The sequence below is a fragment of the Serratia sp. JSRIV001 genome (assembly GCF_019968745.1).
Lineage (GTDB): Bacteria > Pseudomonadota > Gammaproteobacteria > Enterobacterales > Enterobacteriaceae > Chania > Chania fonticola_B.
Genome location: NZ_CP074147.1, coordinates 22,139 through 47,391 on the forward strand (window position 1 = coordinate 22,139; position 25,253 = coordinate 47,391).

Annotated in this window: 19 protein-coding genes; 9 read left to right on the forward strand and 10 right to left on the reverse strand. The window is 54.6% G+C overall.

Annotated elements, in window-relative coordinates; genetic code table 11:
- Positions 1 to 50: 50 nt before the first annotated feature.
- The 9 genes from KGP17_RS00095 to KGP17_RS00135 form a co-directional block, all read right to left on the reverse strand.
- A complete protein-coding gene (locus KGP17_RS00095) occupies positions 51 to 1,322 on the reverse strand; it encodes an MFS transporter (protein WP_223498654.1) in 1,272 nt (423 codons plus the stop codon).
- 82 nt (positions 1,323 to 1,404) lie between these two features.
- Positions 1,405 to 3,531: an alpha-galactosidase gene (locus tag KGP17_RS00100; protein WP_223498655.1), complete on the reverse strand. Its 2,127-nt coding sequence runs from the start codon at positions 3,529 to 3,531 to the stop codon at positions 1,405 to 1,407.
- A 129-nt stretch (positions 3,532 to 3,660) separates the two neighbouring features.
- Positions 3,661 to 4,668, reverse strand: a complete 1,008-nt coding sequence (locus tag KGP17_RS00105; RefSeq protein ID WP_223498656.1) for a substrate-binding domain-containing protein — start codon at positions 4,666 to 4,668, stop codon at positions 3,661 to 3,663.
- A gap of 118 nt (positions 4,669 to 4,786) precedes the next feature.
- Positions 4,787 to 5,446 carry an OmpA family lipoprotein gene (locus KGP17_RS00110; protein ID WP_071682684.1) on the reverse strand — a complete coding sequence of 220 codons (660 nt, stop codon included), beginning with the start codon at positions 5,444 to 5,446 and terminating at the stop codon, positions 4,787 to 4,789.
- A 279-nt stretch (positions 5,447 to 5,725) separates the two neighbouring features.
- Positions 5,726 to 7,162, reverse strand: coding sequence for a 6-phospho-beta-glucosidase (locus tag KGP17_RS00115; protein WP_223498657.1), 1,437 nt, complete (start codon positions 7,160 to 7,162; stop codon positions 5,726 to 5,728).
- 26 nt (positions 7,163 to 7,188) lie between these two features.
- Positions 7,189 to 8,697: a PTS transporter subunit EIIC gene (locus tag KGP17_RS00120; RefSeq protein WP_115160324.1), complete on the reverse strand. Its 1,509-nt coding sequence runs from the start codon at positions 8,695 to 8,697 to the stop codon at positions 7,189 to 7,191.
- A 176-nt stretch (positions 8,698 to 8,873) separates the two neighbouring features.
- Complete coding sequence (locus KGP17_RS00125; protein ID WP_094982478.1) at positions 8,874 to 9,605, reverse strand: MurR/RpiR family transcriptional regulator; 732 nt, start codon at positions 9,603 to 9,605, stop codon at positions 8,874 to 8,876.
- Between the two features lie 76 nt (positions 9,606 to 9,681).
- A complete protein-coding gene (locus KGP17_RS00130) occupies positions 9,682 to 10,128 on the reverse strand; it encodes an N-acetyltransferase (protein ID WP_094982479.1) in 447 nt (148 codons plus the stop codon).
- A complete protein-coding gene (locus KGP17_RS00135) occupies positions 10,125 to 10,697 on the reverse strand; it encodes a DNA-3-methyladenine glycosylase I (RefSeq protein WP_223498658.1) in 573 nt (190 codons plus the stop codon). The genes KGP17_RS00130 and KGP17_RS00135 overlap by 4 nt, the downstream gene beginning before the upstream one ends.
- A 193-nt stretch (positions 10,698 to 10,890) precedes the next feature.
- On the opposite strand from KGP17_RS00135, the gene KGP17_RS00140 reads away from it, so the two are divergent.
- The 8 genes from KGP17_RS00140 to KGP17_RS00175 all read left to right on the forward strand — a co-directional run bounded on the left by KGP17_RS00140 (position 10,891) and on the right by KGP17_RS00175 (position 22,997).
- Positions 10,891 to 12,879, forward strand: coding sequence for an autotransporter outer membrane beta-barrel domain-containing protein (locus KGP17_RS00140; RefSeq protein WP_223498659.1), 1,989 nt, complete (start codon positions 10,891 to 10,893; stop codon positions 12,877 to 12,879).
- A 790-nt stretch (positions 12,880 to 13,669) separates the two neighbouring features.
- Entirely contained in the window at positions 13,670 to 14,413 is a 744-nt protein-coding gene (locus tag KGP17_RS00145; protein ID WP_218520064.1) for a LuxR family transcriptional regulator, read from the forward strand.
- A gap of 282 nt (positions 14,414 to 14,695) precedes the next feature.
- Positions 14,696 to 15,604, forward strand: coding sequence for a glycine--tRNA ligase subunit alpha (gene glyQ, locus KGP17_RS00150; RefSeq protein ID WP_021181351.1), 909 nt, complete (start codon positions 14,696 to 14,698; stop codon positions 15,602 to 15,604).
- An 8-nt stretch (positions 15,605 to 15,612) separates the two neighbouring features.
- A complete protein-coding gene (gene glyS / locus KGP17_RS00155; RefSeq protein WP_059199243.1) occupies positions 15,613 to 17,682 on the forward strand; it encodes a glycine--tRNA ligase subunit beta in 2,070 nt (689 codons plus the stop codon).
- Between the two features lie 198 nt (positions 17,683 to 17,880).
- A complete protein-coding gene (locus KGP17_RS00160; RefSeq protein WP_059199242.1) occupies positions 17,881 to 18,600 on the forward strand; it encodes a DUF3053 domain-containing protein in 720 nt (239 codons plus the stop codon).
- Positions 18,601 to 19,147: 547 nt separating this feature from the next.
- Complete coding sequence (locus KGP17_RS00165) at positions 19,148 to 21,064, forward strand: PTS mannitol transporter subunit IICBA (RefSeq protein WP_223498660.1); 1,917 nt, start codon at positions 19,148 to 19,150, stop codon at positions 21,062 to 21,064.
- A gap of 62 nt (positions 21,065 to 21,126) precedes the next feature.
- Positions 21,127 to 22,275 carry a mannitol-1-phosphate 5-dehydrogenase gene (locus tag KGP17_RS00170; protein WP_223498661.1) on the forward strand — a complete coding sequence of 383 codons (1,149 nt, stop codon included), beginning with the start codon at positions 21,127 to 21,129 and terminating at the stop codon, positions 22,273 to 22,275.
- 164 nt (positions 22,276 to 22,439) lie between these two features.
- On the forward strand, positions 22,440 to 22,997 hold the full coding sequence (locus KGP17_RS00175) for an MltR family transcriptional regulator (protein ID WP_223498662.1): 558 nt from the start codon (positions 22,440 to 22,442) through the stop codon (positions 22,995 to 22,997).
- On the opposite strand, the gene KGP17_RS00180 is transcribed toward KGP17_RS00175, so the two are convergent.
- Complete coding sequence (locus KGP17_RS00180; RefSeq protein WP_021181345.1) at positions 22,994 to 23,602, reverse strand: LysE family translocator; 609 nt, start codon at positions 23,600 to 23,602, stop codon at positions 22,994 to 22,996. The two genes, KGP17_RS00175 and KGP17_RS00180, sit on opposite strands and share 4 nt — an antisense overlap.
- Positions 23,603 to 23,738: 136 nt before the next feature.
- On the opposite strand from KGP17_RS00180, the gene KGP17_RS00185 reads away from it, so the two are divergent.
- A complete protein-coding gene (locus tag KGP17_RS00185; protein ID WP_115160317.1) occupies positions 23,739 to 25,208 on the forward strand; it encodes a PLP-dependent aminotransferase family protein in 1,470 nt (489 codons plus the stop codon).
- Positions 25,209 to 25,253: the final 45 nt, after the last annotated feature.

Below are 25,253 nucleotides of genomic sequence, written 5' to 3' on the forward strand. Positions count from 1 at the left end.
CAATGCCAAGGAGACTAACACACCAAGCCCAAAGCCGGGAATGACCCTTGTCAGGAGGTGGCCTCCTGCGCTTTAGCCTGCGTCTGGATTTTCTTGCCGGGGCTGCTGAGGGTGAAGACAGAAATCAGCGTGACACCCAAGGCAAGGCAGCCAAGGATCAGGTAAGTGTCGGCGAACCCCATACGGTCATACAGGCTACCTGCAAAGGCAGAGAGGAAGATGGCGGCCCCTTGTTTGGCAAACTGGAAACCAATCAGATAGATCGTGGCGGAAAGGCGGGTATCAAAGTTGGCGGTGATGTACTTGAAGGAGCCGACCAGCAAGAAAGGCACTTCCAGCGCGTGCAGCATTTTCAGCATGATGACTTCCAGTGCCGTTGTGGCAAAGGCGGAGCCAATAATGCGTATGGACATGATGGTACCGGCCAGCAGCAGCGTATTTTTCGCCCCGATGCGGTTAATAATCCACGGCGAGCAGAACATGATCAGCGCATTGGCCAATTCTCCGGCGGTGGTCGCATAACCGAAGACTTCGGTACCGCGCTGGGGCGAGCTGAAGAAGGTTTTGAAGAAGTTGGCAAACTGTTGATCGAACACGTCATAGACGCAGGCTACGCCGACCACATACAGGATGAACATCCACATCTTCGGCATCCTGAACAGCGCTACCACCATCCTCAGGTTGAACTGGCTCTGGTTGGCACCCAGTTTGCCCATGACCATGGCGTTAGGATTTTCGCGCGGGTTGGCCAGGATCAGGAGTAGCATCAGTAGCACTGCGGCTCCAGAACCCATCCAAAAGACGATATCCGGATTGATGTTGAATAACACCCCGGCGGTAGACGCACAGATCCCCCAGCCGAAACAGCCAAACATCCTTGCCTTGCCGTATTCGAAGGCACTCTTGCGGCTGACTCGCTCGATATAAGCCTCAACGGCTCCCGCGCCCCCTGAAAAAGCAAATCCGATATAGGCCCCGCCCACCATGGCTCCGAGCAAGACGTTGATTTTCAATAACGGTGCAAAGACGTAGAGGAAGAAGGGGGCAAAGAAAAACAGCAACAGGGTAATCACCCAAAGCAGATGTTTTTTCAGCCCGAGCTTATCGGAAATAATGCCGAAAATGGGTTGGAAGAGAATGGCAAACAGAGACAGACAGGAAAATACCAGGCCAGTTTCGGTTTTATTCAACCCGATGACTTCAGACAGCCAGATCGGCAGAAACGGAAAGCAGGTGGCCATAATGAAAAAGTAGAGGAAAAAGAAAGCGCCAAATATCCAGAAGTTACGGTTATTTTTATAGGTACAGACGGTGGCGTTCATGGTGATTGTCCTTCCACGACGAGCTTTGGGTGTGCAGCGGCCCGCCGTGGTGAGCGCTGCACCTGCAAATCTATGGGATAACTCAGAGCTGTTCCAGGCCGATCAGCATGGCGCTTTCCGGATCCAGTACCGGTAACGCCAGGCCGACCTGTGCCAGCCATTCCCCGCTAACGTCGCAGGGCTGTTTCATCCAGGCGGGTAACTGGCGCATGGTATGGCCACCCTGCTGTTGGTGAATCAGCGGCGGGGTATCCAGCAGGGTGATCCGATAACGTGCATCCGGCCTCAACCCTGGAATGCGCAAATTACCCGGCAACTGGTGATCCGGCATCGCCAACTGGCTGACCAGAATGACTGCTCGCTCCTGTCCTGGGGCAACCACGCCATTAATCTGGGTGCTTGGGTCGTGATGATCGATACGGATAACATCGCCGCTATGTAGCAGCGGCCGGAGAGATTTGTGCAACGCCACATAGCGGACGAAGCCAAGCTGTTCGGCGTCACCTTCTTTGACCGGGTCGAGTTCGATACCCATGTGACCGAACAGCGCCGTCAGGCCGCGAAAACCGATGCTGTGCTGACGTTCGGTGGCGTGACAACGTCGGTTGCCGATGTGTGAGCCCATCACTTCCGGGGGGAAGAAATAGCTCATGCCGCGCTGAATAGTTTGGCGTTCCAGCGCGTCGTTGTTGTCGGAGGCCCAGAAGCGGTGGCAGCGTTGCAGGACCTCATAATCGATACGGCCCCCACCGGAGGCGCAGGATTCGAATTCCACCTGCGGGAAGCGTTCCCTCAAACTATCCAACAGGCGATAGAATTGCTCGGTCTGGGCTGTCAGCGAGGCGCGGCCAAGGTGAGCGGGTTGCACGATCTCGCGGTTCATGTCCCACTTGATGTAGTCGATATCATGATTGCTCAGTAGCCAGTTCATGCGCTCCAGCAGGTATTCGAAGACCTGTGGGTTGCACAGATCGAGCACGTACTGAAAACGCCCGGTAGGTTGCTGATAACCCGGTAAACCTAGCACCCAGTCGGGGTGAGCCCGGAACAGATCGGAATCTGGATTGATCATCTCTGGCTCCACCCAGATACCGAATTCCATGCCTAGCCGTTTAACATGCTCGATCACCGGTGCCAGCCCGTTCGGGTATTTTTTCTCGTCCAGATACCAGTCGCCAAGTGCGGCGCGATCGTGGTTGCGCCCACGGAACCAGCCGTCATCAATGATAAAGCGTTCTACGCCAAGTTCGGCCGATTTGGTGGCCATTTGCATGATGTACTCGGGCTGGTGGTCGAAATAGATGCCCTCCCAGGTATTGAGATGCACGGGACGTGGCTTGTGTTCAGGGAAGTGCAGGATATTCTGGCGGACATAACGGTGAAACTGCTGGCTGAGCGCATTCAGACCCGTGCGAGAGCTGGCGGCATACAGCCAGGGCGTGCTTAGGCTGGCTCCGCCTTCCAGCTCCTGCTCGCCTGGCAGATACAGGGCCTCTGCCTGCAACAGGCGGCGGCCATCGGTTTTCACATCGGCGCGCAGGCGATGGTTGCCGCTCCAACCGAGATGAATGCCCCAGACTTCCCCTTGTTGCTCGCTGAAGCCACGGCTACCTACCATCATGCCGGGGAAGTATTCATGAGAGCTGCGCCCTCGGCGGTTTTCCTGCAGGTATCCACCATGCTCCAGGGTGACGCGGTGCGGTTGGAACTCGCGGATCCAGCGGCCATGAAACGCCATCACTTCACCAGCACGCTCAGGCAAGGGCAGTGTTAACGCCAATCGGTTAACCCAGTAACGAGCAGCATGATGATTGATCAACGTATGGCGCATCTTTAGCACGCCGCTGGCGCTGTCCAATTGCAGTTCGCTGCGTAGTTGCAGCCCAGCCTGTGGGTCTTCTGCCAGGATCAGTAACTGATTGTCTTGATGCGTGATTTCGCTGGTGGTGAATACGGGTGACCAATCGTAGCCGTCACGATGGCCTTCCACTCCCGGTGAGCCAAACAGACCGCGTCCAGATTCTGCCGCCAGCGTCAGTGGCGCATCGACATCCAGCCTGCCGTTGGGCACCGCCCGGCTCAGCGTCAGGACATCTTCCGGCATAAACCCGCTTAAATGAGGGCCCCAATAGAGAATTTCGGCAAACGGCTGGCAACGAACAATGACGTCGGTCATGGGGCTGGTTAACCGCACAATGGTGGGTTCCATGTTTTGACTCCTTTACGATCTTTGGCTCAACTCAGTGGCCTCATCATTGATCCGAAACGTTTCGGATTAAAACCTAAACGTTTCGGAACTGTGATCTGGTCGGGCAAAAAACGTCGTTGTTTTAAACGATCAGGAGGTAAGGGGGAGCTCGTCAGGGTTGGGTTTTAGCACCGGTTGCCACAGTACCTGTAATTGTTGCAGGGGTTCACCACGGATCAGGCCAAGAGTCATTTGTGCGATTTGTTGGCCGACTTCTGCGCGGGTGGCTTGGACGATGGAGGCTACAGGAAGATCGAGCAGGCTTTCCGCTGGTAATCCGTCATACACCACCAGAGAAACTCCACCGGGGCCGAGTTTATCGGCATCACGAAGCGCCATTGCTGCCCCCTCGCCGTGACCGTTGCAGTCGGTAATGATTGCCGTTGGTGGATCGGCTAACGCCAATAACGCTTGGGTGGTCAGATAACCCGCGCGACGGCTTGGCGTGATACTGCACAGATAATCGTCACGTTGTTGCAGTTGATGGTTGGCCAATCCATCCAGATAACCTTGGCGGCGCTGGCTGATAAATGACTGCTGGTTATTTTCGCCCAGATAGGCAATTTTCCGGTGGCCGAGCGCCACCAGATAGTCCACGGCCATCAGGCTGCCAGCGCGATTATCAAAATCAAACCAGGCGTAATCTTTCACCAGTTGGCTGCGGCCGAGCGCCAGAAACGGGAAGTTAAGCCGCTGTAATTCATGCAGACGCGGATCGTTGTCTAGCGTATGGGCAACAATCAACGCATCAACACGTTTGCTGGCAATCAGACGAGTAAAGGCCTGATGGGGCGCATCATCTGCCAGCAGCAGCAGATCGATCTCGTGGCGTACCAATTCATTGCTGATACAACCGATCATCTCCATCAAGGTAGAGTTACTTAACGTGTAGTTATTGAAGGGGAAAACCAGACCAACGGCGTCGATTTTGCCCATTTTTAAGCGGCGTGCCAGGGTATTGGGGCGATACCCCAAACGCTCTGCCTCAGCCTCTACCCGTTGGCGCGTATCTTGGGCCACGTCGCCGTAGCCATTCAGGGCGCGACTCACGGTGGTAACGGAGAGATCCAATGCTTTGGCAATCGCTTTCAGGGACATATTTCACTCTACAGAAGGTGTTGGGATGCCGGGCGAGAGTAACACAGGCAGAGGAACCGGCGGGAGAGGTGAGGGCAGGAAATGCGAACTGGCGGGGCAAAGGCCCCGCACTGTGGGCTTACAGCGGGCTGAGAGTGATCTCGACGCGGCGGTTCTGCGCCTTGCCTGCGGTGGTGCTATTGGAGGCGATCGGGTTATCCGGGCCAGCACCGGTTGAGCGGATGCGGTTGGCGGCTACCCCTTGGGTGATTAGCGCGCTGGCCACACCGTCTGCACGTTGCTGGGACAGCGTCATATTATGCGCACGGGCCCCGGTGCTGTCGGTGTAACCCACCACGTTGACGGCGGTTTTTTCATACTCTTTCAGCACCATCGCCACGCCGGTCAGGGTGTTGGCGCCCGCCGGTTTCAGCGTGCTGCTGTCGGTATCGAAGGTCACGTTGTTCGGCATATTCAGCACGATATTATCGCCCTGACGGGTAACGCTAACGCCGGTGCCTTTCATTTTGTCGCGCAGTTTGGCTTCCTGCACGTCCATGTAGTATCCGGCGCCACCGCCCAATGCGGCACCGGCTGCGGCGCCGATCAGCGCGCCTTTGCCACGGTCTTTTTTCGATGAAGAGATCATACCGATACCGGCACCCAGGGCAGCGCCAACGCCAGCGCCAATACCGGACTTGCCGGCTTCTGACTCCCCGGTGTAAGGGTTGGTGGTACAAGCCGATAGCGTCATGGCAACGGCTACTGCACCAGCAATTATCGCAATGCGTTTTTTCATTGTTAGTTCCTTTAAAAGCAGGGATATCTGCGTGCGCTACTCCAAACTGGAGGCGCTAAATCGTCGGCATTCAGCCGCCAGCCCCAAACGGGCCGCGCAACTATGACGTACCTTTTGGCCAGCAGTTCCGATAAAAATCGTGACAAATTATAAACCTGTAAGCCAGGCAGGAAGGTAGCCGCCAAATCGCCGCTTGGGAACCAGAACAAACTGAATTGATGTGGGAGTGGTTGATCTTTCGGACAAAGGGGCGAAGAATTTCGCCCCGATGAGATGCGATTAGGCTAACGTTTCGCCATTGCTGGCGATCACGCGGCGATACCAGTCGAAGCTCTGTTTTTTCGAGCGGTCAAAGCTGCCGCTACCGTCGTCGTGCTTATCCACGTAGATAAAACCGTAGCGCTTACTGTATTGCCCGGTGGTGAAGGATACGCAGTCGATACAGCCCCAGGGGGTAAAGCCCATTAGCTCAACGCCGTCTTCGATCACCGCTTTTTTCATCTGCTCGATGTGCGAACGCAGATAGGCGATGCGGTAATCGTCGTGGATCTGGCCATCGGCCTCGGGCTTATCCAGTGCACCGAAGCCGTTCTCGACGATAAACAGTGGCTTCTGATAGCGTTCATAGAGAATGTTGAGCGTATAGCGCAGCCCAACCGGATCGATTTGCCAGCCCCAGTCGGACGCTTTCACATAAGGGTTCGGCACGCTGCCTTCAAAACCGGCCAGGGCCGTGCCCGTGCCGATGGAGTCTGCCTGCACCGCGTTACTCATGTAGTAGCTCAGGCCGATATAGTCTGCACAGCCTTCACGCAGGATCTGCTCATCCTCGGGTTGCATCTGGATGTGGTAACCCTTGCGCTCCCATTCATGCAGGATGTAGGACGGGTAATAGCCGCGCATATGCACATCGCCAAACAGGAAGCGTTCACGCATCGCCTCTTGGGCGTACATCACGTCGTCCGGATTGCAGGAGAACGGATACAGCGGCACCATGGCGATCATGCAGCCAATCTGCAGGGCCGGGTTGATGGCATGCCCCAGTTTGACCACCTGTGCGCTGGCGACAAACTGATGGTGCAGTACCTGGTACATGCACTCTTCCGGATTCGGTTCCTGGGTGAAAATCACCCCTGAACAGCAGTAGCCGAACAGCGGGGTCTTCCAGTTGCGCTGGTTGTTGATCTCGTTGAAGGTCATCCAGTACTTCACTTTGTGCTGGTAACGGGAGATGACCACTTCGCTAAAGCGCACAAAGAAATCGACTACCTTGCGGTTCTTCCAGCCGCCATATGCTTTCACCAGATGCCATGGCATCTCAAAGTGGGAAAGGGTGATCACCGGCTCAATGCCGTATTTCAGCAACTCGTCAAACAGGTTGTCGTAGAACTGTAATCCTTCTTCGTTCGGTTCCAGCTCATCCCCCAGCGGGAAGATGCGCGACCAGGCAATAGAGGTACGGAAGCACTTGAAGCCCATTTCGGCAAACAGCGCGATATCGCCTTGATAACGGTGATAGAAGTCCACCGCCTCGTGGTTGGCGTAGAGGTAGCCTGGCTCAATGCCGTCGGTGATCACGCGATCGACGCCGTGGGCACCGCTGGACAGCACATCGACGATGCTTGGGCCTTTACCGCCCTGATCCCAGCCGCCTTCAACCTGATGTGCCGCTACCGCGCCACCCCACAGGAAATTATCCGGTAACTGTTTTTTCATAACTTTGCTTCTTTTGGTAGATGAATTTAGGCCATTTCAGGCTTGTTGAGTGGTGCCGCTGGCGCAGGCTGTTCTTCTTTGAAGCCGACGATATAGGTTAGTACCGCACCAAGCACAAATGCCACGCAGATGGACAACAGGAAGCCAAGGAACTGCGGCATATGGCCTTCTTTAAAGAACACCGGCAGCACGGCAATCCCTGGCAGGCAATAGCTCCATGACACCGCGTTGAAGGCTCCGGCAATGGAACCGCCGACCGCACCGGCGACACAGCCGCAAATCATTGGGCGTTTCAGACGCAACGCCACGCCGTAGATGGCGGGCTCCGTGATGCCAAACAGGGCGGTCATGCCCGCAGACAGCGAAACGCGCTTCATCTCCGGGTCTTTGGATTTCAAATAGACGCCCAGCACGGCACCCGCCATGGCAAACACCGGCGAGGCTTGCAGGCCGGTAAAGGTGTCATAACCCAGTGTGGCATAGTTCCCCACGGTGACCGGCGTGATCCCCCAGTGTACGCCCAGCGTGACCAACGGCATCCACAGTGCGCCTACCACCGCTCCGGCAATGGAAGGGCTGAGGTGATACAGCGTGTTATAGACGCCACCGATGGCACCGCCAATCATGTTGCCGATCGGGCCAAAGGCCAGCAGCGTCAGCGGCACCATGATCGCGATACAGAACATCGGCGTGAACAGGTTGCGGATCACCAGCGGCAGGATGCGTTCAAAGAAACGCTGCACATAAGACATGATCCAGACCATCAATATGATCGGGATCACCGAGGCGGTGTAGCTGAGATACTGCACCGGCATGCCCAGGAAGGTGAGGGGATCGGCGTTAATCGGGATACCGGCCACCTCGGCCAGCACCCTGGCAATCTGTGGGTTATTGACGGCTTCCTGCATCAAAGCCTGCATGGCCGGATCGGCAGAGTTCACCAACAGGATTTTATTGGCGGTGAGCATGTTCATATAGTCTGGAGAGACCAGCGCACAGGCCGCGATCACTGCGGTGAACGGGTTGACGTTGAATTTTTTCGCGGCGGTGAAGGCCACCATCACCGGCAGGAAGGTGAAGCCGGTCCAGGAAACGAAGTTCAGGATACGATAGGTGCCGCTGGCCGGATCCATCCAGCCCAAGGCAGCAAACAGCGAGATGAGCCCCTGCAACACCCCGCAGGCTGCCAGCGGATACAGGAAGGGGGCGAAGATGCTGGAGATAATGTCCATCAGGCGGCTGACGATGCCGACGTTCGGCGCGCTGACCGCCACGTTCTCATCCATATTGACCAGCTTCAGCACTTCCCGATAGGCATCGCCGACGTGGTTGCCGATCACCACCTGCAATTGGCCACTGGATTCGATAACGGTAATAACGCCTTTGACGCGTTTCAGCGTGTCTTTATCGGCCTGGCTACCGTCTTTTAAAATAAATCGTAAACGGGTGGCGCAATGTGTGACATTAATCACATTATTATCGCCACCAATCAGGCGCACGATCTCTTTTGCCGAGTCAGCATAATTAATTGCCATCAACGTAACTCCATCTGTGGGGTACAGAAATATCGGGCTTTATTGTAGGTCGAAGGTGATTTCTAAATGGATAGTAGCAAACGGCAAGAGAATGTCACGATATAACAAAATGGCAAAATAGTGATTTGTCACATGCAAAAAACAGGGTGTTATTTAACGTGCTTTAACTAATAACATTAATGGCCGAGGCTTTTAGCCAGCTTTTTCCCTATCGCCTCCAACATATACATCACCGGTACCTGGGTAGTGATATCGTATTCGCTGGCAATGCGGATTTGCGGCATGTGATAAGAGAGATTAAAGTCCGCCATGCGCGCCAGTGAAGAGGTTTCGCTATTAGTAATGCTGACGATCTTACAGTTATGCAGGCTAAACTGGCTGGCCAGTTTAAGAATTTCCGGCGTTTCTCCAGAAACCGATAAAATAATGGCTACCGCGTTTTTATACATATCGCTGCTGATGGGATAATAAGGATCATCGATATAATTACTGAATTTACCGACGTTAGAGAAAAAACGGGCGCCGTACTTACCTAAGGTGCCGGATGTTCCTGCTCCAACAAAGATGATCCGTTCCGCGTTGGCAATGTGCGCTGCCGCATCCGTAATTAACTGTTCAAACTCTTCATTGTTAATACTCTTGAAGAAGCTGACAATTTCACTGACGCCGGAGGTTAGCAGCAGCTTGTCTTCCTGTTCCAGAAAGAGTTTAAAACGAATGCGGAATTCCGAATAGCCGCTGAAATTCATTTTCTTACAAAAGCGTAATACCGTGGTGGTGGAGACCTTGGCACCGTCCGCCAGCTCGCGAATGGTCATATACATAACCTTGTCCTTATTTTTGATGACGTAGTTGTACACCATCAATTCAAGACCGTTGAGCTTGGATAAGGCGATATGGGTAAACATGCTGGATCTCGTTGACAAGGTTGGCTGCCAAAGTACCAGAAGCGGGCAGGGATGACAAAGCCCGCCCGCCGCTTCTTCAGGGGTAGCGCAGTTCGGTTGCGGCCCAGTTCATGATCAGCGTATGGGCCTGGGTCTCCTGGTTGAACTGGCGTTGTACTTCACTGAACCCATGCTTGCGGTAAAAGGCGCAGGCCCGCAGATTCTGCTCGTATACCTCCAGGCTCAGCCAGCCGTGCTGTTGCTGCACATGCTCCATCAGCGCTGCTCCGACGCCTTGGCCGTGGAAGCTTTCATCGACAAACAGCGCACCCACAAAGCGTTCATCCAGCACGCTGATAAAACCGGCGATCTGCTGGTGGTGCAGATAAACCCAGGTTTTGGCGCGTGGCAGATAGCTTTCACGCACCAGTTGGGCGGTTTGCTGCCAATAATCGGCCGCGATAAACGGATGGGCTTGGGTGGTACTTGCCTGCCACAGCGTCATAAGCGGCTCGATATCTGCCGGGACGGCGGTGCGGATCATGCCTGGCGCTGCTTTGGGTGGCAGAAGCACCCGGTAACATGATCGTTCACCAGGCCGCTGGCCTGCATAAAGGCATAGCAGGTGGTTGAGCCGATAAATTTAAAGCCGCGCTTTTTCAACGCTTTGGACAGGGCATCGGACTGTTCGGTTTTGGCTGGGACTTCGCCAAGCGCCTGCCAGTGATTGATCAGCGGCTTGCCGGTGACGAATTGCCAGATAAAGGTGACAAAATCCTCTCCGGCGGCTTCCATCGCCAGATAGGCCTTGGCATTGTTGATAATCGCCTCAATCTTGCCGCGATGGCGGATGATGCCGCTGTCTTGCATCAGCGTTGCCACGTCTTGTTCGGTCATGGCTGCGATGCGCTGCGGATCGAAATTGTGGAAGGCACGGCGGTAGTTTTCACGTTTTTTCAGCACGGTGATCCAGGAAAGACCGGCCTGCTGGCCTTCCAGGCACAGCATTTCGAACAGCTCGCGTGCGTCGGTGGTGGATACGCCCCATTCCTGGTCATGATACTCAAGATATAGCGGATCGGCGGTAACCCAACCGCAACGTTCGATGGCCATACGAGGATTCCTTTTGCTGTATTTATTTACAGGTAATCATCGCCGTAAGTTGCCTGCTTGGCAACCCTTCGCACGATTTATCGTCAGTTAACTTGACGTTATGTGAATCCCCGCAATATTTACTACACGGCTATGGCGATAACTGCCAACGATAAGAACAGGATTTCCTCTATTTATGACTAGGAGTCTATTTATGCCTCTGAAAAGAAAGGTCAAGCACACCCCAAAGGTGCTTGCCGTGGCGTTAGCTTTTTGCCTCAGTGCTACGGCACAGGCTTACGATCAACTGTACGTGTTTGGCGACAGTCTGAGTGATACCGGCAATAACGGCCGCTTCACTTATGACAGTAACCAACATCGGCTGTATGACGAAATACTAGGCCAGCGCATTGGTGCCGCGCTGGTGGCGTCCGATAACGGTGGCTACAACTATGCTGCCGGTGGTGGCGTGGCCGTACCGGCGCTAAACCCGGCGGACAATACCGAGGATCAGCTACAAAGCTACCTTGCGCGGGTTAACGGCAGGGCCGACGGCGACGGTCTGTATATTCACTGGATTGGCGGTAACGATCTGGCCGCCGCGGCGATGAATGTGGCAACCGCACCGGAGGTGGCCTATACCAGCGCCTTGGCGGCGGCGACGCAGGTGCACGCTTTATTGAACGCCGGTGCCGGGACGGTGATAGTGCCAACGGTACCCAATATCGGCTCAACCCCGCAGTTGATGGAACTGATTATCCAGCAGGCGCTGGGGCCAGTGCAGGGCGCGGCCATACTGGCGGCGTACGGCAAGCTTAATACTCTCGCCACGCCGGATAACGCTTCGCGCCAGCAGGCGATCCATCAGGCTTTAGGTGCCGCGGCACAGCAGGCCAGCAGCAATCCTCTGGTGCAACAGGCCATCGCTGCCCAACTGAGCGCGGCTTTTGACAGTTTCAGCGCCCAGGCGGCCCAGCTTACCGATTTTTATAACCAGAGCGAAGATCGCCTGTTGGCTCAGGGCGGCGGTAATATCGTGCGCGTAGATGTCAACAAACTGTTCGGTGAGGCGATCGCCAATCCGGGCCAGTTTGGTTTTACCAACACCGCCGGTATGGCCTGCCCAGCGGGAGTTTCTTCGGCGGTATGCAGTTCGTCCATGCCAGGCTTTAACAGCGAGCAGGCTTATCTGTTTGCCGATCATTTCCACCCTAGCCCACAGGCTCACCAACTGATCGCCGATTATATTCAGGCGGTATTGGATGGCCCGGCGCAGGCAGTGGCACTCAACCAGGCAACCGCCGCCTTCGCGCGTGATAGCCGTGCTACCCTGGACAGCCGTTTTCAGCAGCTACGCACCAACAGCAATCCGCAGGGGTCATTTGGCGTGTTCGGCGGCTATGCCGGGCAACGTTACGATTATTCTGCCAATACGGTTTCCGGGGATGGCGACGCCACCACGCATAACCTAACGCTGGGCGTAGATTATCAACTGACGGATAAGTGGCTGATAGGTGCGTTGATCTCAGGTTCCAACGACAATCAGCAACCTTCCAGCCGTTACGATTATAAGGCGCGTGGCGTGCTGCTGTCGGCCTTCAGCTCAGTAACGCTGTTTGAGCAGGGATGGGTCAATGCCGATTTGCACTATGCCAGCGTGAATTACGACGATATTAACCGCAGTATGCAGCTGGGTTCGCTGACTCGCACAGAAACCGGCGATACCGATGGTAAGCAGTGGGGCGCACGCGTTACTGCGGGGTATGACTTCCCAATCGCTTCGTACCTCACCACTGGGCCGATGGCCCAGTTTGCCTGGGATTACAGCAACGTCTCCGGTTATAGCGAGAATGGCGACGACAGTACGGCCATGCGTTTCAACGATCAGACCTATCATTCGCAGATCGGCGCTGTAGGATGGCGATTGGATAGCCAACTTGGGGTAGTTAATCCCTACGCGGAGGTGAGCTATCAGCATCAGTTCGGTGATGGCGTTTACCGGGCAGGCGGTGGATTGAAATCGACCCAGACCTCATTCACCCGCGACAGCGCCAGCCAGGATAAAAACTGGATGGATATCACCTTGGGGGCGAATATGCCATTGAGCGATCGGGTGGCGGCCTTTGCGACGGTTTCGCAAACCAGCGGCTTGAGCAGTGGTGAGCAATTTATGTACAATGTGGGGGTCAGTGCGCGTTTTTGAAGAATGGCTTTAAACTTAATTGCCCGGTGCCAGACGGTTTGGTGCCGGGAAGAATAGGAGGGAGTTGTGCTTACCATTATTACGGGACAGTGCCTGACATCAGGGGCTGTCAGCCCTGTTAGCCATCGCCTTGCCCAAGCCCTTCACCGAAAAAGTACAGTGTCTGACTGTACTTTAGTATAACTATCATTTGCTCCTAAAAGACTTTATCGTTACGGCATAAGAGCAAAAGATTTAAATAAAAAAAACTGATCCCGTTTAAAGGATCAGGAGCCAATTCGGCCAACACCAGGGAAATTTTGTTGTCATTATTATAAATAACAGGTTGTCTGTCAATTGTTCTCTCGCTCGCCAATCAACGAGTGGGAGCGCTTTTGCGTGCCTGAAATATATAAAAAACGTATCAATCTCAGCCCCTATCATTAGTTTTTTAGCTTTAACCTGTTATTAACAATCAGAAAGTGAGCTATTATCAGATATGACGTGGTGTTTTTTGCCGAATGTTAACATTTTTGGCAAAAAAACACCCAATGAAAAACACTTCAGCAACTAAAAAATTTATCACGCAGACTGTCGTAAACCCGTTATTAGCGCAGTGAAAAAATCAGGCTTTGATATCTTGGGGTGAACGTGGTTAAAAAACACAGTTCTTTCATTAAATATATCAAGCATTAAAATCATCACGGAATTTTTTTACTCACTATGAATTTTCTGTTTTTTTTATGATAAAATATTACCTCTATGCTGTCCTCTGAAATTTGTAACGGGAATTTCAATAAGGAGGCTTTGCGTGTCGAGTTTATTCTTTAATAATGAATTTATTAACTCAGTCATAAAGAGTTATTTGGAGGAAAACTTACAAGAGTATAACAGCATAAAGTACGCTTATGCGATCATGAGCAAAATAAACCCTGCCGATTTCGCCATCATTTCTAACAAAACAGAATGGTTTGAGTTTTACACCGCAAATAACTACCAGTTTATCGATCCGGTATTGATTACGACATCCCGGCGAGTGACTCCCTTCGTCTGGGATGAAAATATTAAGAACGGCTCTGGGTTAAAACACCCCAATATTTTTGAGATGGCCAAGAATTATAACATCATCAATGGCTATACGTTTGTGTTGCACGATCATAATAATAATCTGGTGGTGCTGTCTCTTTTTATGGATGACTCCTGTGACGAAAATATAGAAGAGATTATCAAAGAGAATCAACATAAACTGCAAATGCTGTTGATCACCGTGCATGATAAATTAACCGCACTTTATCACGAACTGAATAACACCAGCGATGATGACCAAATCAACCAAAAAGAGCTGTTCTCCAAGCGCGAGAATGAGGTGATTTACTGGGCAAGCATGGGAAAGTCCTATCAGGAAATCGCGCTGATTTTGGGGATCAAGCTCACCACCGTAAAATATCATATCGGCAACGTGGTCAAAAAATTAGGCGTTACCAATGCCAAACATGCCATCAGGCTTGGCGTCGAACTGAAGCTCATCAGGCCGGTGCTTTACGAGCGGGAATGAGAGTGGCCAAGCGCTCAACGTTGCCTTCCGGCTTGAACGTATCGATGATCAATGTCGGATGGTGTAGCGGTTGCTTAGGCCGCCCCTATTCATTGAGGCTTATCGCCTGGCTCAATCTCGTTCAGGCAACAGCTATCGACTCGATCCCTTCCTAACTGGCCGCGCAGCGCGATTTTTTCACGAAGATTGACACTTGCTGCGGGATTCTGGCTGTATATCTTACGGTCAACGGGTATACTGGCCCATTCTGTTAAATCCACTTGTATCGCGTGCGAAATCAACATGCAAAAGTTTGATACCAAGACCTTTCAGGGTCTGATCCTGACACTACAGGACTATTGGGCGCGCCAGGGCTGCACCATCGTGCAACCGCTGGACATGGAAGTTGGCGCGGGGACATCCCACCCGATGACCTGCCTGCGTGCACTGGGCCCAGAGCCAATGGCCACCGCCTATGTGCAACCGTCTCGTCGCCCAACCGACGGCCGTTACGGGGAAAACCCGAACCGCCTGCAGCACTACTATCAATTCCAGGTGGTGATTAAGCCATCGCCAGAAAACATTCAGGAACTCTACCTGGGTTCCTTGAAGGAACTGGGTCTGGATCCGACCATCCACGATATCCGCTTTGTGGAAGACAACTGGGAAAACCCGACGCTCGGTGCCTGGGGTCTGGGTTGGGAAGTGTGGTTAAACGGCATGGAAGTCACGCAGTTTACCTATTTCCAGCAGGTTGGTGGTTTGGAGTGCAAACCGGTCACCGGTGAGATTACCTACGGTCTGGAACGCCTGGCGATGTACATCCAGGGCGTGGACAGCGTCTACGATCTGGTGTGGAGCAATGGCCCATTGGGCGTTACCACCTACGGCGACGTGTTCCATCAGAACGAAGTGGAGCAGTCCACCTATAACTTCGAATACGCCGATGTCGATTTCCTGTTCTCCTGCTTCGAGCAGTATGAGAAGGAAGCACAAACGCTGCTGGCATTGGAGAAACCGCTGCCGCTGCCGGCTTATGAACGTATCCTCAAGGCTGCTCATACCTTCAACCTGTTGGATGCACGCAAGGCGATCTCGGTTACCGAGCGTCAGCGCTATATTCTGCGTATTCGCACGCTGACCAAAGCCGTTGCCGAGGCCTACTACGCTTCCCGCGAAGCGCTGGGCTTCCCAATGTGTAACAAGAAGTAGAGGCAGCTATGACACAACAGACTTTCCTGGTGGAAATCGGCACGGAAGAGCTGCCGCCGAAGGCTCTTCGCTCACTGGCAGAAGCCTTTGCCGCCAACTTTACCGCTGAACTGGACAACGCTGGCCTGGAACATGGCGAAGTGAAGTGGTTTGCCGCTCCGCGCCGCCTGGCGTTGAAAGTGGCGGATCTGAGTGCTGCGCAGGCCGATCGTGAAGTTGAAAAACGCGGTCCAGCCATTGCCCAGGCGTTCGATGCCGAAGGCAAACCGAGCAAAGCGGCCGAAGGTTGGGCGCGTGGCTGCGGTATTACCGTCGATCAGGCCGAGCGCCTGGTGACCGATAAAGGCGAATGGCTGCTGTATCGCGCCCATGTGCCTGGCCAATCTGCCCAGCAACTGCTGGCCGGTATGGTGAGCACCGCGCTGTCCAAGCTGCCAATCCCGAAACTGATGCGCTGGGGTGATAAAGAAACCCAGTTCGTCCGCCCTGTGCATACCGTGACCCTGCTGCTGGGTGCTGAACTGATCCCTGGCACCGTGCTGGGTATCGACTCTGCCCGCACTATTCGCGGCCACCGCTTTATGGGTGAAGCCGAATTCACCATCGATAATGCCGATCAATACCCGCAGATCCTGTTGGAGCGCGGCAAAGTGGTGGCGGATTATCAAACCCGTAAATCCTTGATCAAGCGTGATGCCGAGTTGGCTGCACAGCAGATTGGCGGTAAAGCCGATTTGAGCGAGAGCCTGCTGGAAGAAGTCACCTCGTTGGTCGAATGGCCAGTGGTGCTGACCGCCAAGTTCGAAGAGAAATTCCTGGCGGTGCCGGCGGAAGCGTTGGTGTACACCATGAAGGGCGATCAGAAGTATTTCCCGGTGTATGACGCCGCGGGCAAACTGCTGCCGAACTTTATCTTTGTCGCCAATATCGAATCGAAAGATCCGCAGCAAATTATCTCCGGTAACGAGAAAGTGGTGCGCCCACGTCTGGCGGATGCCGAATTCTTCTTCAATACCGACCGCAAGCAACGCCTGGAAGACAACCTGCCGCGTCTGGAAACCGTGCTGTTCCAACAGCAACTGGGCACCCTGCGCGCCAAGACCGACCGTATTCAGGCCATGGCTGGCTGGATCGCTGGCCAGATCGGGGCTGACGTCAACCACGCCACGCGTGCGGGGCTGCTGTCGAAGTGCGATCTGATGACCAACATGGTGTTCGAATTCACCGACACCCAAGGCGTCATGGGCATGCACTATGCGCGCCATGACGGTGAAGCCGAAGACGTGGCGGTAGCGTTGAACGAACAGTATCAACCACGCTTTGCCGGTGATGAGCTGCCGCAATCGTTGGTGGCCTGCTCGTTGGCTATTGCCGACAAAATGGACACCCTGGCCGGGATCTTCGGCATCGGGCAACATCCAAAAGGCGATAAAGACCCGTTCGCACTGCGCCGTGCTGCGCTGGGCGTACTGCGTATTATCGTTGAGAAAAACCTGCCGCTGGATCTGCAAACCCTGACCGAAGAGGCTGTCCGCCTGTATGGTGACAAGCTGACCAACGCCAAGGTCGTAGATGAGGTTGTCGACTTTATGCTGGGCCGTTTCCGCGCCTGGTATCAGGAAGAAGGTCACGCGGTGGATACCATCCAGGCCGTGTTGGCTCGTCGCCCAACCAAGCCAGCAGACTTCGATGCGCGGGTAAAAGCGGTGACGCATTTCCGTACGCTGGAAGCAGCAGCGGCATTGGCGGCTGCCAACAAGCGCGTTTCCAATATCCTGGCTAAATCCAACGATACGCTGCTGGACCAGGTCCACGCATCGGTATTGAAAGAACCGGCCGAACTGAAGTTGGCAACCCACTTGGTGGTGCTGCGCGATAAGCTGCAACCGTTCTTCGCCGAAGGCCGCTACCAGGAAGCACTGGTAGAACTGGCCGCACTCCGTGAAACCGTGGATGCGTTCTTCGACGGCGTGATGGTGATGGCAGAAGATGAAGCGGTGCGCGTGAACCGCCTGACTCTGCTGAGCAAGCTGCGTGAGTTGTTCTTGCAGGTCGCGGATATCTCCGTACTGCAATAATGGTGTAAAGCCCAAGAAAAAGCGCCTGCGGGCGCTTTTTCTTCTCTGATGGCGGCCGCGCAACGGTGAGTTATTCTGCGAGCCTCGCACAATCACATTTCGTATCGCTGGCAGTTGATCTATTCTTGTAGACGCACGGAGGGCGGCAGACGGCATGGAATCCGATAAAAGACACGTTTATAACAGGAGTTATGTCACATGGCTGTAGGGATCCAGAGCAGAAGTTTCGCGCGTTGGCTGGCACCGGTGTTGGCATTGTTGGTGGTTATGCAACTGACCGCCTGCGGCGATAAAGAGCCGGAGCAGCGCAAGGCATTCGTTGATTACTTACAGAATACGGTCATGCGCAGTGGCGTACATATCCCGACGTTGAGCGAAGATCAGAAACAGAAATTCGGTGCTTATACCAGCGATTACGCCATTCTGGTGGGCTTTTCCCAGCAGTTGACCAAGTCGGTGGACGCCAGCCTGACCCCGGCGCTGGAGCAGGTTAATCAGATCCGCACCGCGCAGGACTACATGAGCAAGCGCGATAGCTTGCAACAGTCGATCGGCGCGTTAAACCTGCTGGGCCAGCAGATCCAGACTGCCAAGGCGCAGGCGGATACCGCTCGTGCGGCGCTGAAACAGCCGGACGACCTGAAAGCGGTGTACAACCAGGCGTATGACAAGATCGTTACCGCACCGGCCAATGCGCTGATGCCAGCGATCCCAACCACAGCCGGTTTTGTCCAAGACCTGGTACAGGTAGGGGATTTCCTACAGGCCCAGGGCAATCAGGTCAGCTTCAACAACGGTGGCGTGCAGTTCCGCACCCAGCAGCAGGCGACGCAGTACAACACCATGATGTCCAATCTGGTGGCCAAGCAGCAGGACTTGCTGAACGCACAGAAAACCGTGCTGGCGGTAATGCAATAACCTTCGTTCTAAACAATGTATGTGGGCCAGCGTTTGGTACCACATACATTATTCCGCTTTTTTCCAACTCCTTACCCCTCCCTCCCCCACGTATTTTCTGTACTACACTTCACTTATTCATCACATCTCTTAATGTAGTTTTCTTTCATCCACGCCATGGTTATTTCCCGACGGTGTGGATGCTCACAGGGAAGATGTCATTTCAGGTCACGGCCCGGTGGTCGGATGTAAAATAAATTGTGATTCTTGTCACATTTTAAAAACAAACATCAAGGTTTAAAGTGTGATTAAGGTCACGTTTTAGGTGCTTTTAGCCGGTATATCTTCTCGTTGTATTTTTTTTACACCGGATAAGTGTGATGTGTATCACTAAATACACCGGGGTGTAGGGGCAATGTTAGTGATGGCGATCACAAAAATTCCGTGAAGTTCGCGTAGTAAAAGGAGCGTGGTAGAGTCCGTTTCGCAAACAGCATCAACAGGGCTAGAACGTTACAACAATTATCGCGCGCTCTTATTGTCAGCGCGTAACAATAGGGGTGTGTTTATGTTTTCACCAGACATCAAGGTTAAAGTGCAAAACTTTGGCCGTTTCCTGAGTAACATGGTGATGCCCAACATTGGCGCATTCATCGCCTGGGGTATCATCACTGCGCTATTCATTCCTACCGGCTGGCTGCCAAACGAGACGTTAGCCAAGCTGGTTGGGCCAATGATCACCTATCTGCTGCCACTGCTGATCGGTTATACCGGCGGTAAACTGGTGGGCGGCGAGCGTGGCGGCGTGGTCGGTGCCATCACCACCATGGGTGTGATCGTCGGTGCAGATATGCCGATGTTCCTCGGCGCCATGATTGTTGGGCCGCTGGGCGGCTGGGCGATCAAGCATTTTGACCGTTGGGTCGACGGCAAGATCAAGAGCGGCTTCGAGATGTTGGTCAACAACTTCTCCGCTGGCATCATTGGTATGCTGTTGGCGATCCTGGCCTTTATGGGTATCGGGCCATTGGTCGAAGCGCTGTCTAAAGTGTTGGCGGCTGGCGTGCATATCATGGTGGTCAACAACCTGCTGCCATTGACCTCGATCTTCGTTGAACCGGCGAAAATCCTGTTCCTGAACAACGCCATCAACCACGGCATCTTCTCACCGCTGGGTATCCAGCAGGCGACGGAAACCGGTAAATCAATCTTCTTCCTGATCGAAGCCAACCCAGGCCCAGGTTTGGGCGTGCTGATGGCCTATATGTTCTTCGGCCGTGGCAATGCCAAGCAGTCTGCTGGCGGTGCGGCGATCATCCACTTCCTGGGGGGTATCCACGAAATTTACTTCCCATACGTGCTGATGAATCCACGCCTGATCCTGGCGGTTATTCTGGGCGGTATGACCGGCGTATTCACCCTGACCTTGTTGAACGGTGGCCTGGTATCCCCTGCCTCCCCAGGCTCTATCCTGGCGGTGTTGGCGATGACGCCAAAAGGCGCCTACTTCGCTAACCTGGCGGCGGTATTTGCGGCGTTCCTGGTCTCCTTCGTGGTCTCATCTTTCCTGTTGAAAACCTCAAAAGTGAAAGAGGAAGACGATCTGGAAGAGGCGACCCGCCGTATTCAGGACATGAAAGCCCAGTCTAAAGGCGGTGCCGCGGTAAACGCAGCGGTAGACGGCGATCTGAGCACCGTGCGTAAAATCATCGTGGCTTGCGATGCGGGTATGGGTTCCAGCGCCATGGGTGCTGGCGTGCTGCGCAAGAAAGTGGCGGACGCGGGGCTGAAGAATATCTCGGTAACCAATAGTGCGATCAACAGCCTGCCGGAAGATGTGGATCTGGTGATCACTCACCGCGATTTGACCGAGCGTGCGATGCGCCATGCGCCGCAGGCTCAGCACATTTCGCTGACCAACTTCCTGGACAGCCATCTGTACAGTGATTTGACCGCTCGCCTGGTGGCTGCTAACAAGACCAGCGAAACCGAGCAGAAGGTTATCTCTACCCTGGATGACAGCTTTGACGCCAGCGAACAGAACCTGTTCAAACTGGGTGAAAACAACGTGTTCCTCGGTTTGCAGGCCATTGATAAAGAGCAGGCGATTCGTTTTGCTGGTGAGCAACTGGTGAAGGGAGGCTACGTCGAGCCAGAATATGTTCCAGCCATGTTGGAGCGTGAAAAGCTGACCTCTACCTATCTGGGCGAATCCATTGCCGTGCCGCATGGCACCATCGAAGCCAAAGACCGCGTGCTGCGTACCGGCGTGGTGTTCTGCCAGTATCCGCAGGGCGTACGTTTCGGTGACGAAGAGGATGAGGTGGCACGCCTGGTTATCGGTATCGCGGCACGTAATAACGAGCATATCCAGGTGATCACCAGCCTGACCAATGCGTTGGATGATGAAACCGTCATCGAGCGGCTGGCGAATACCACCAGCGTCCAGGAAGTGTTGGAATTGCTGGGCGGCAAAAAGGCCTGATAGCAGAATTTTTTTAAAGGGTGCAGCTTGCTGCACCTTTCTACATTAAGAAAGGGTGGAATATGAAAGCATTACACTTCGGAGCTGGCAATATTGGCCGTGGCTTTATTGGCAAACTGCTTGCCGACGCGCACGCCGAACTGACTTTTGCTGACGTTAACCAGACGGTGCTGGACGCGTTGAACCAACGCAAAAGCTACCAGGTACATGTGGTGGGTGAGCAGGCGCGCGTTGAAGAGGTGAACAACGTCAGTGCCGTTAACAGCGGTAGCGAAGAGGCGGTGGCCTTGATAGCCCAGGCCGATATTGTCACGACCGCCGTTGGCCCGCAGATCCTCGCCAGAATTGCCGGGACTATCGCCAAAGGCCTGATCCTGCGCCATCAGCAAGGCAATAATCAACCGCTGAATATCATCGCCTGTGAAAACATGGTACGCGGCACCAGCCAGCTCAAACAGCACGTGTTCGACGCACTGCCGCAGGATGAACAGGCCTGGGTTGAGCAGCATATCGGCTTTGTCGATTCCGCCGTAGACCGTATCGTGCCCCCAGCAGAGGCGGGCAGCAACGATCCGCTGGAAGTGACGGTGGAAACCTTTAGCGAGTGGATTGTCGATCAGACCCAATTCAAAGGGCAACCGCCAGCCATCGCCGGTATGGAACTGACTGACAACCTGATGGCGTTTGTGGAGCGTAAGCTGTTTACCCTCAATACCGGCCATGCGATCACTGCCTACCTGGGTCAACGCGCCAAGCTGTTGACTATTCGTGATGCAATCCTCGATCCGGTCATCCGCCAGGTGGTCAAAGGGGCGATGGAAGAGAGCGGTGCGGTGCTGATCAAGCGCTACGGTTTTGACGCCGACAAGCATGCCGCCTATATCAACAAAATCCTGTCCCGCTTCGAAAACCCGTATCTGCACGATGACGTTGAGCGCGTAGGCCGTCAGCCGTTGCGCAAACTGAGCGCAGGAGATCGCCTGATCAAGCCGCTGTTGGGCACGTTGGAATACGGCTTGCCGCACGCCAACCTGATCAAGGGGGTTGCCGCCGCCATGAGCTACCGCAGCGAGCAGGACCCACAGGCACAAGAACTGGTAGACTTGCTGAGCAAACTGGGGCCAAAAGCCGCGCTGGCGCAAATTTCCGGTTTACCGGCCGACAGCAAGGTTGTGGAAGAGGCGGTTGCTGTGTATAACGCCTTGCAGTAAACGCTGTGATATCAAACCAGTGTAAGCAAACTCATTCCCTTTCCCCACGGATAAGGGGTAGGGTGAGGGGGCAAGGCGTCTTTGCCCCCCGTTCGGGTTCACTCCTTGCGGTTAAAGGGGAGCGCCTGAGTGACCACACCACCCACGCGATTCGAAAAGCGAAGATGATCGAGACACAGGCATTCGAAAACAAGGTTCTGGAAAAGCTGAACGCTGGCAAGACGGTGCGCAGTTTTCTGATCGCAGCGGTCGAGCTGTTGGCAGAAGCGCTTAACGTCCTGGTGGTACAGGTTTTCCGTAAAGATGACTATGCGGTGAAATATGCCGTAGAACCTCTGTTGTCCGGTGCCGGGCCGCTCGGTGAACTTTCGGTACGTCTGAAGCTGATGTACGGGCTGGGGGTGATTTCCCGCCATGAATACGAAGATGCCGAACTGCTGATGGCGATGCGTGAAGAGCTGAACCACGACGGTTCGGAATATCGCTTTATTGATGATGAGATACTCGGCCCCTTCGGTGAGCTCCATTGCGTCAGCGCGTTGCCGCCGGTCCCCACGTTTCTACAGCCCGGCGAGGCCGATGAATCGCTGATCGCCATGCAACACCAGCGTTACCAGCAGATGGTGCGTTCCACCATGGTGCTGTCGATCACCGAGCTGCTGGCGAAAATTGGCGCCAAGCAGCCCTCCCGGCTCTCCCCGCTCGGTGTTCAAAAGCCTTAAGCCATCAGCGCACGCCACTCGTCAAACAGCAGCCATAATGCGGTTGTTGCCATCAAGCCCGCCATCACGCCGTTAAATAACCGCAGTTTCCAGGTCACACGCAGAGCGTGGCGTAGCCGATCGCCCATCAACGCCCAGATCAAGATGCATGGAACATTCACCGCAGTGAAGCCTGCGATAGTTAACAGCGTTTGATGCAGCGTCGCCCCTTCATGGGGTGTGAACAGGATCGCCACGTTGATGGCCATCAGCCAGGCTTTCGGGTTCACCGCCTGGAACAAGGCTCCGCCGATAAAGCGCATTGGCCGCGCCTGCTGTTTAGCATCCGGCGAAGCCGCCTTATACAGTTTCCACGATAGCCACAACAGGTACGCACAGCCCATTACCGCCAGCGGAAAGCGGATGGTATCGGCCCAGTTAAGGATCAACGCCAGCAATAGCGTGGTGAGGGCTAACTGTGTCGCACAGCCCAGACTGATACCAAACATCATCGGTAAGGTACGCCGCAGGCCGAAATTGACGCCGGACGAAGCCAGCAGCAGGTTATTGGGGCCAGGGGTAATCGACATCACGGTCACGTAACTGATAAAAGCAGAGTCCAGCATAAGGTTTTCCATACATGATTGGGAGTGATCACCAGCATAAGGGCTGTGGGGTGATGGTGACAGAACCAGAAATCAGCTATTGTCATGGTTACAGTTTCGCTAATTTCAAACTGTACCCATTGCCTGGAGAGAAATTGTGACCCTGCTCGACGAAATCCCCGAAACCCGCTACCTGCAACTGGCGGAGACATTGGCGGCGGCTATCCATCGTGGCACTTTACCGCCCGGTAGCCGCCTGCCTTCGGTGCGCCGTTGCGCACAGAGCCACAGCGTCAGCATCAATACCGTGGTGGCAGCCTATCGCCAGTTGGAAGACCGGGGGCTGATCGAGGCGCGGCCACAGTCTGGGTTTTACGTGCGGGCGACCTTGCCTGCGTTGAAAACGGCGTCGGCACCCAGCAACCGGGTTGAACAGCCAGCGGATGATGTGCTGGCCCTGATCGATACGGTTTTTGCCGCCCAACAGAACCCGGCCTTCACCAATTTGTCGCTCGCCTGTCCGCAAACCGTGGATTTTTACCCCGGTGGCAAGCTGGGGAGGATGTTGTCATCACAGTTACGCCGCCAGCCGAATCTGATTGGCCAATACGCTTTGCCGCCGGGCAGCCTGCGGTTGCGCCAGCAGATCGCCCGGCGTTCGATGACGTTGGGCATGTTGCTGGAGCCGAGTGACATCACGCTGACGCACGGTTGTATGGAAGCCTTGCAGCTGGCGCTCAGGGTGACCACCAAGCCCGGCGACTGCGTGGGGTTGGAGTCGCCGACCTATTTTTACCTGTTGCCGTTGCTCGCCAGCCTGGGGCTGAAAGCGTTGGAAATTCCCACCGACCCGCAGCATGGCCTGTCGCTGGATGCGCTGGAGTTGCTGTTGCAGGAGAAACGGCTGAATGCGGTCATCGCTATGCCGACGATACAGAATCCACTGGGCTGTACCATGCCGCTGGCGTCGAAAAAACGGCTGGCACGCCTGATGAACGATCATCAAGTGCCACTGATCGAAGATGGGCTGTATGCTGAGCTACAATTTGGCAGTGCGCTCAGCCCGGCGGTGAAGGCGTTCGATAGCGACGGCTGGGTGCTGTTTTGCTCCAGCTTTACCAAAACGCTGGCACCGGATTTCCGCATCGGTTGGGTGGTTGGTGGCCGGTTCAGTGATGCGCTGCGTAAGCTGAAGGCGGTGTCTTCGATGTCGGAGTCGCACTTGCTGTCGGAAACGCTGGCCATGTTCCTGGAGGCGGGGGGATACGATCATCATCTGCGTAATTTGCGCAAACGCTATGCGGCGCAGGTGGAAGAGGCCAGAGCGCTGATTGCCCGCCATTTCCCGCGCGGGACAAGAGCGACTCAGCCTGCCGGTGGGTTTGTGTTCTGGGTGGAGTTCCCAGCAGGGGTGGACACGGTGGCGCTATTCCATCAGTTGCTGGATGAGCAGATCTGCCTGACGCCCGGTACGCTATATTCTCCCAGTGGGCGTTACCATAATGGGCTGCGGCTCTCCTGCTGCTATCCCTTTAACGCCCGTTATACCCAGGCGCTGGCGCGGGTGGGGGCAAAAGCCTGCGAGATGAGCGGCCTGCCTGCGGGAATTGCGCAAGGTGAGGAGTAACCTGCCGTGCATTTTGCTACACTAGCGAAATATTTTTTACGCCAT

Excerpts from the sequence above, each read along its gene's own strand:
- KGP17_RS00095 (WP_223498654.1), bottom strand. The coding sequence starts at position 1,322 with ATGAACGCCACCGTCTGTACCTATAAAAATAACCGTAACTTCTGGATA.
- KGP17_RS00100 (WP_223498655.1), bottom strand. The coding sequence starts at position 3,531 with ATGGAACCCACCATTGTGCGGTTAACCAGCCCCATGACCGACGTCATT.
- KGP17_RS00105 (WP_223498656.1), bottom strand. The coding sequence starts at position 4,668 with ATGTCCCTGAAAGCGATTGCCAAAGCATTGGATCTCTCCGTTACCACC.
- KGP17_RS00110 (WP_071682684.1), bottom strand. The coding sequence starts at position 5,446 with ATGAAAAAACGCATTGCGATAATTGCTGGTGCAGTAGCCGTTGCCATG.
- KGP17_RS00115 (WP_223498657.1), bottom strand. The coding sequence starts at position 7,162 with ATGAAAAAACAGTTACCGGATAATTTCCTGTGGGGTGGCGCGGTAGCG.
- KGP17_RS00120 (WP_115160324.1), bottom strand. The coding sequence starts at position 8,697 with ATGGCAATTAATTATGCTGACTCGGCAAAAGAGATCGTGCGCCTGATT.
- KGP17_RS00125 (WP_094982478.1), bottom strand. The coding sequence starts at position 9,605 with ATGTTTACCCATATCGCCTTATCCAAGCTCAACGGTCTTGAATTGATG.
- KGP17_RS00130 (WP_094982479.1), bottom strand. The coding sequence starts at position 10,128 with ATGATCCGCACCGCCGTCCCGGCAGATATCGAGCCGCTTATGACGCTG.
- KGP17_RS00135 (WP_223498658.1), bottom strand. The coding sequence starts at position 10,697 with ATGGCCATCGAACGTTGCGGTTGGGTTACCGCCGATCCGCTATATCTT.
- KGP17_RS00140 (WP_223498659.1), top strand. The coding sequence starts at position 10,891 with ATGCCTCTGAAAAGAAAGGTCAAGCACACCCCAAAGGTGCTTGCCGTG.
- glyQ (WP_021181351.1), top strand. The coding sequence starts at position 14,696 with ATGCAAAAGTTTGATACCAAGACCTTTCAGGGTCTGATCCTGACACTA.
- glyS (WP_059199243.1), top strand. The coding sequence starts at position 15,613 with ATGACACAACAGACTTTCCTGGTGGAAATCGGCACGGAAGAGCTGCCG.
- KGP17_RS00160 (WP_059199242.1), top strand. The coding sequence starts at position 17,881 with ATGGCTGTAGGGATCCAGAGCAGAAGTTTCGCGCGTTGGCTGGCACCG.
- KGP17_RS00165 (WP_223498660.1), top strand. The coding sequence starts at position 19,148 with ATGTTTTCACCAGACATCAAGGTTAAAGTGCAAAACTTTGGCCGTTTC.
- KGP17_RS00170 (WP_223498661.1), top strand. The coding sequence starts at position 21,127 with ATGAAAGCATTACACTTCGGAGCTGGCAATATTGGCCGTGGCTTTATT.
- KGP17_RS00175 (WP_223498662.1), top strand. The coding sequence starts at position 22,440 with ATGATCGAGACACAGGCATTCGAAAACAAGGTTCTGGAAAAGCTGAAC.
- KGP17_RS00180 (WP_021181345.1), bottom strand. The coding sequence starts at position 23,602 with ATGCTGGACTCTGCTTTTATCAGTTACGTGACCGTGATGTCGATTACC.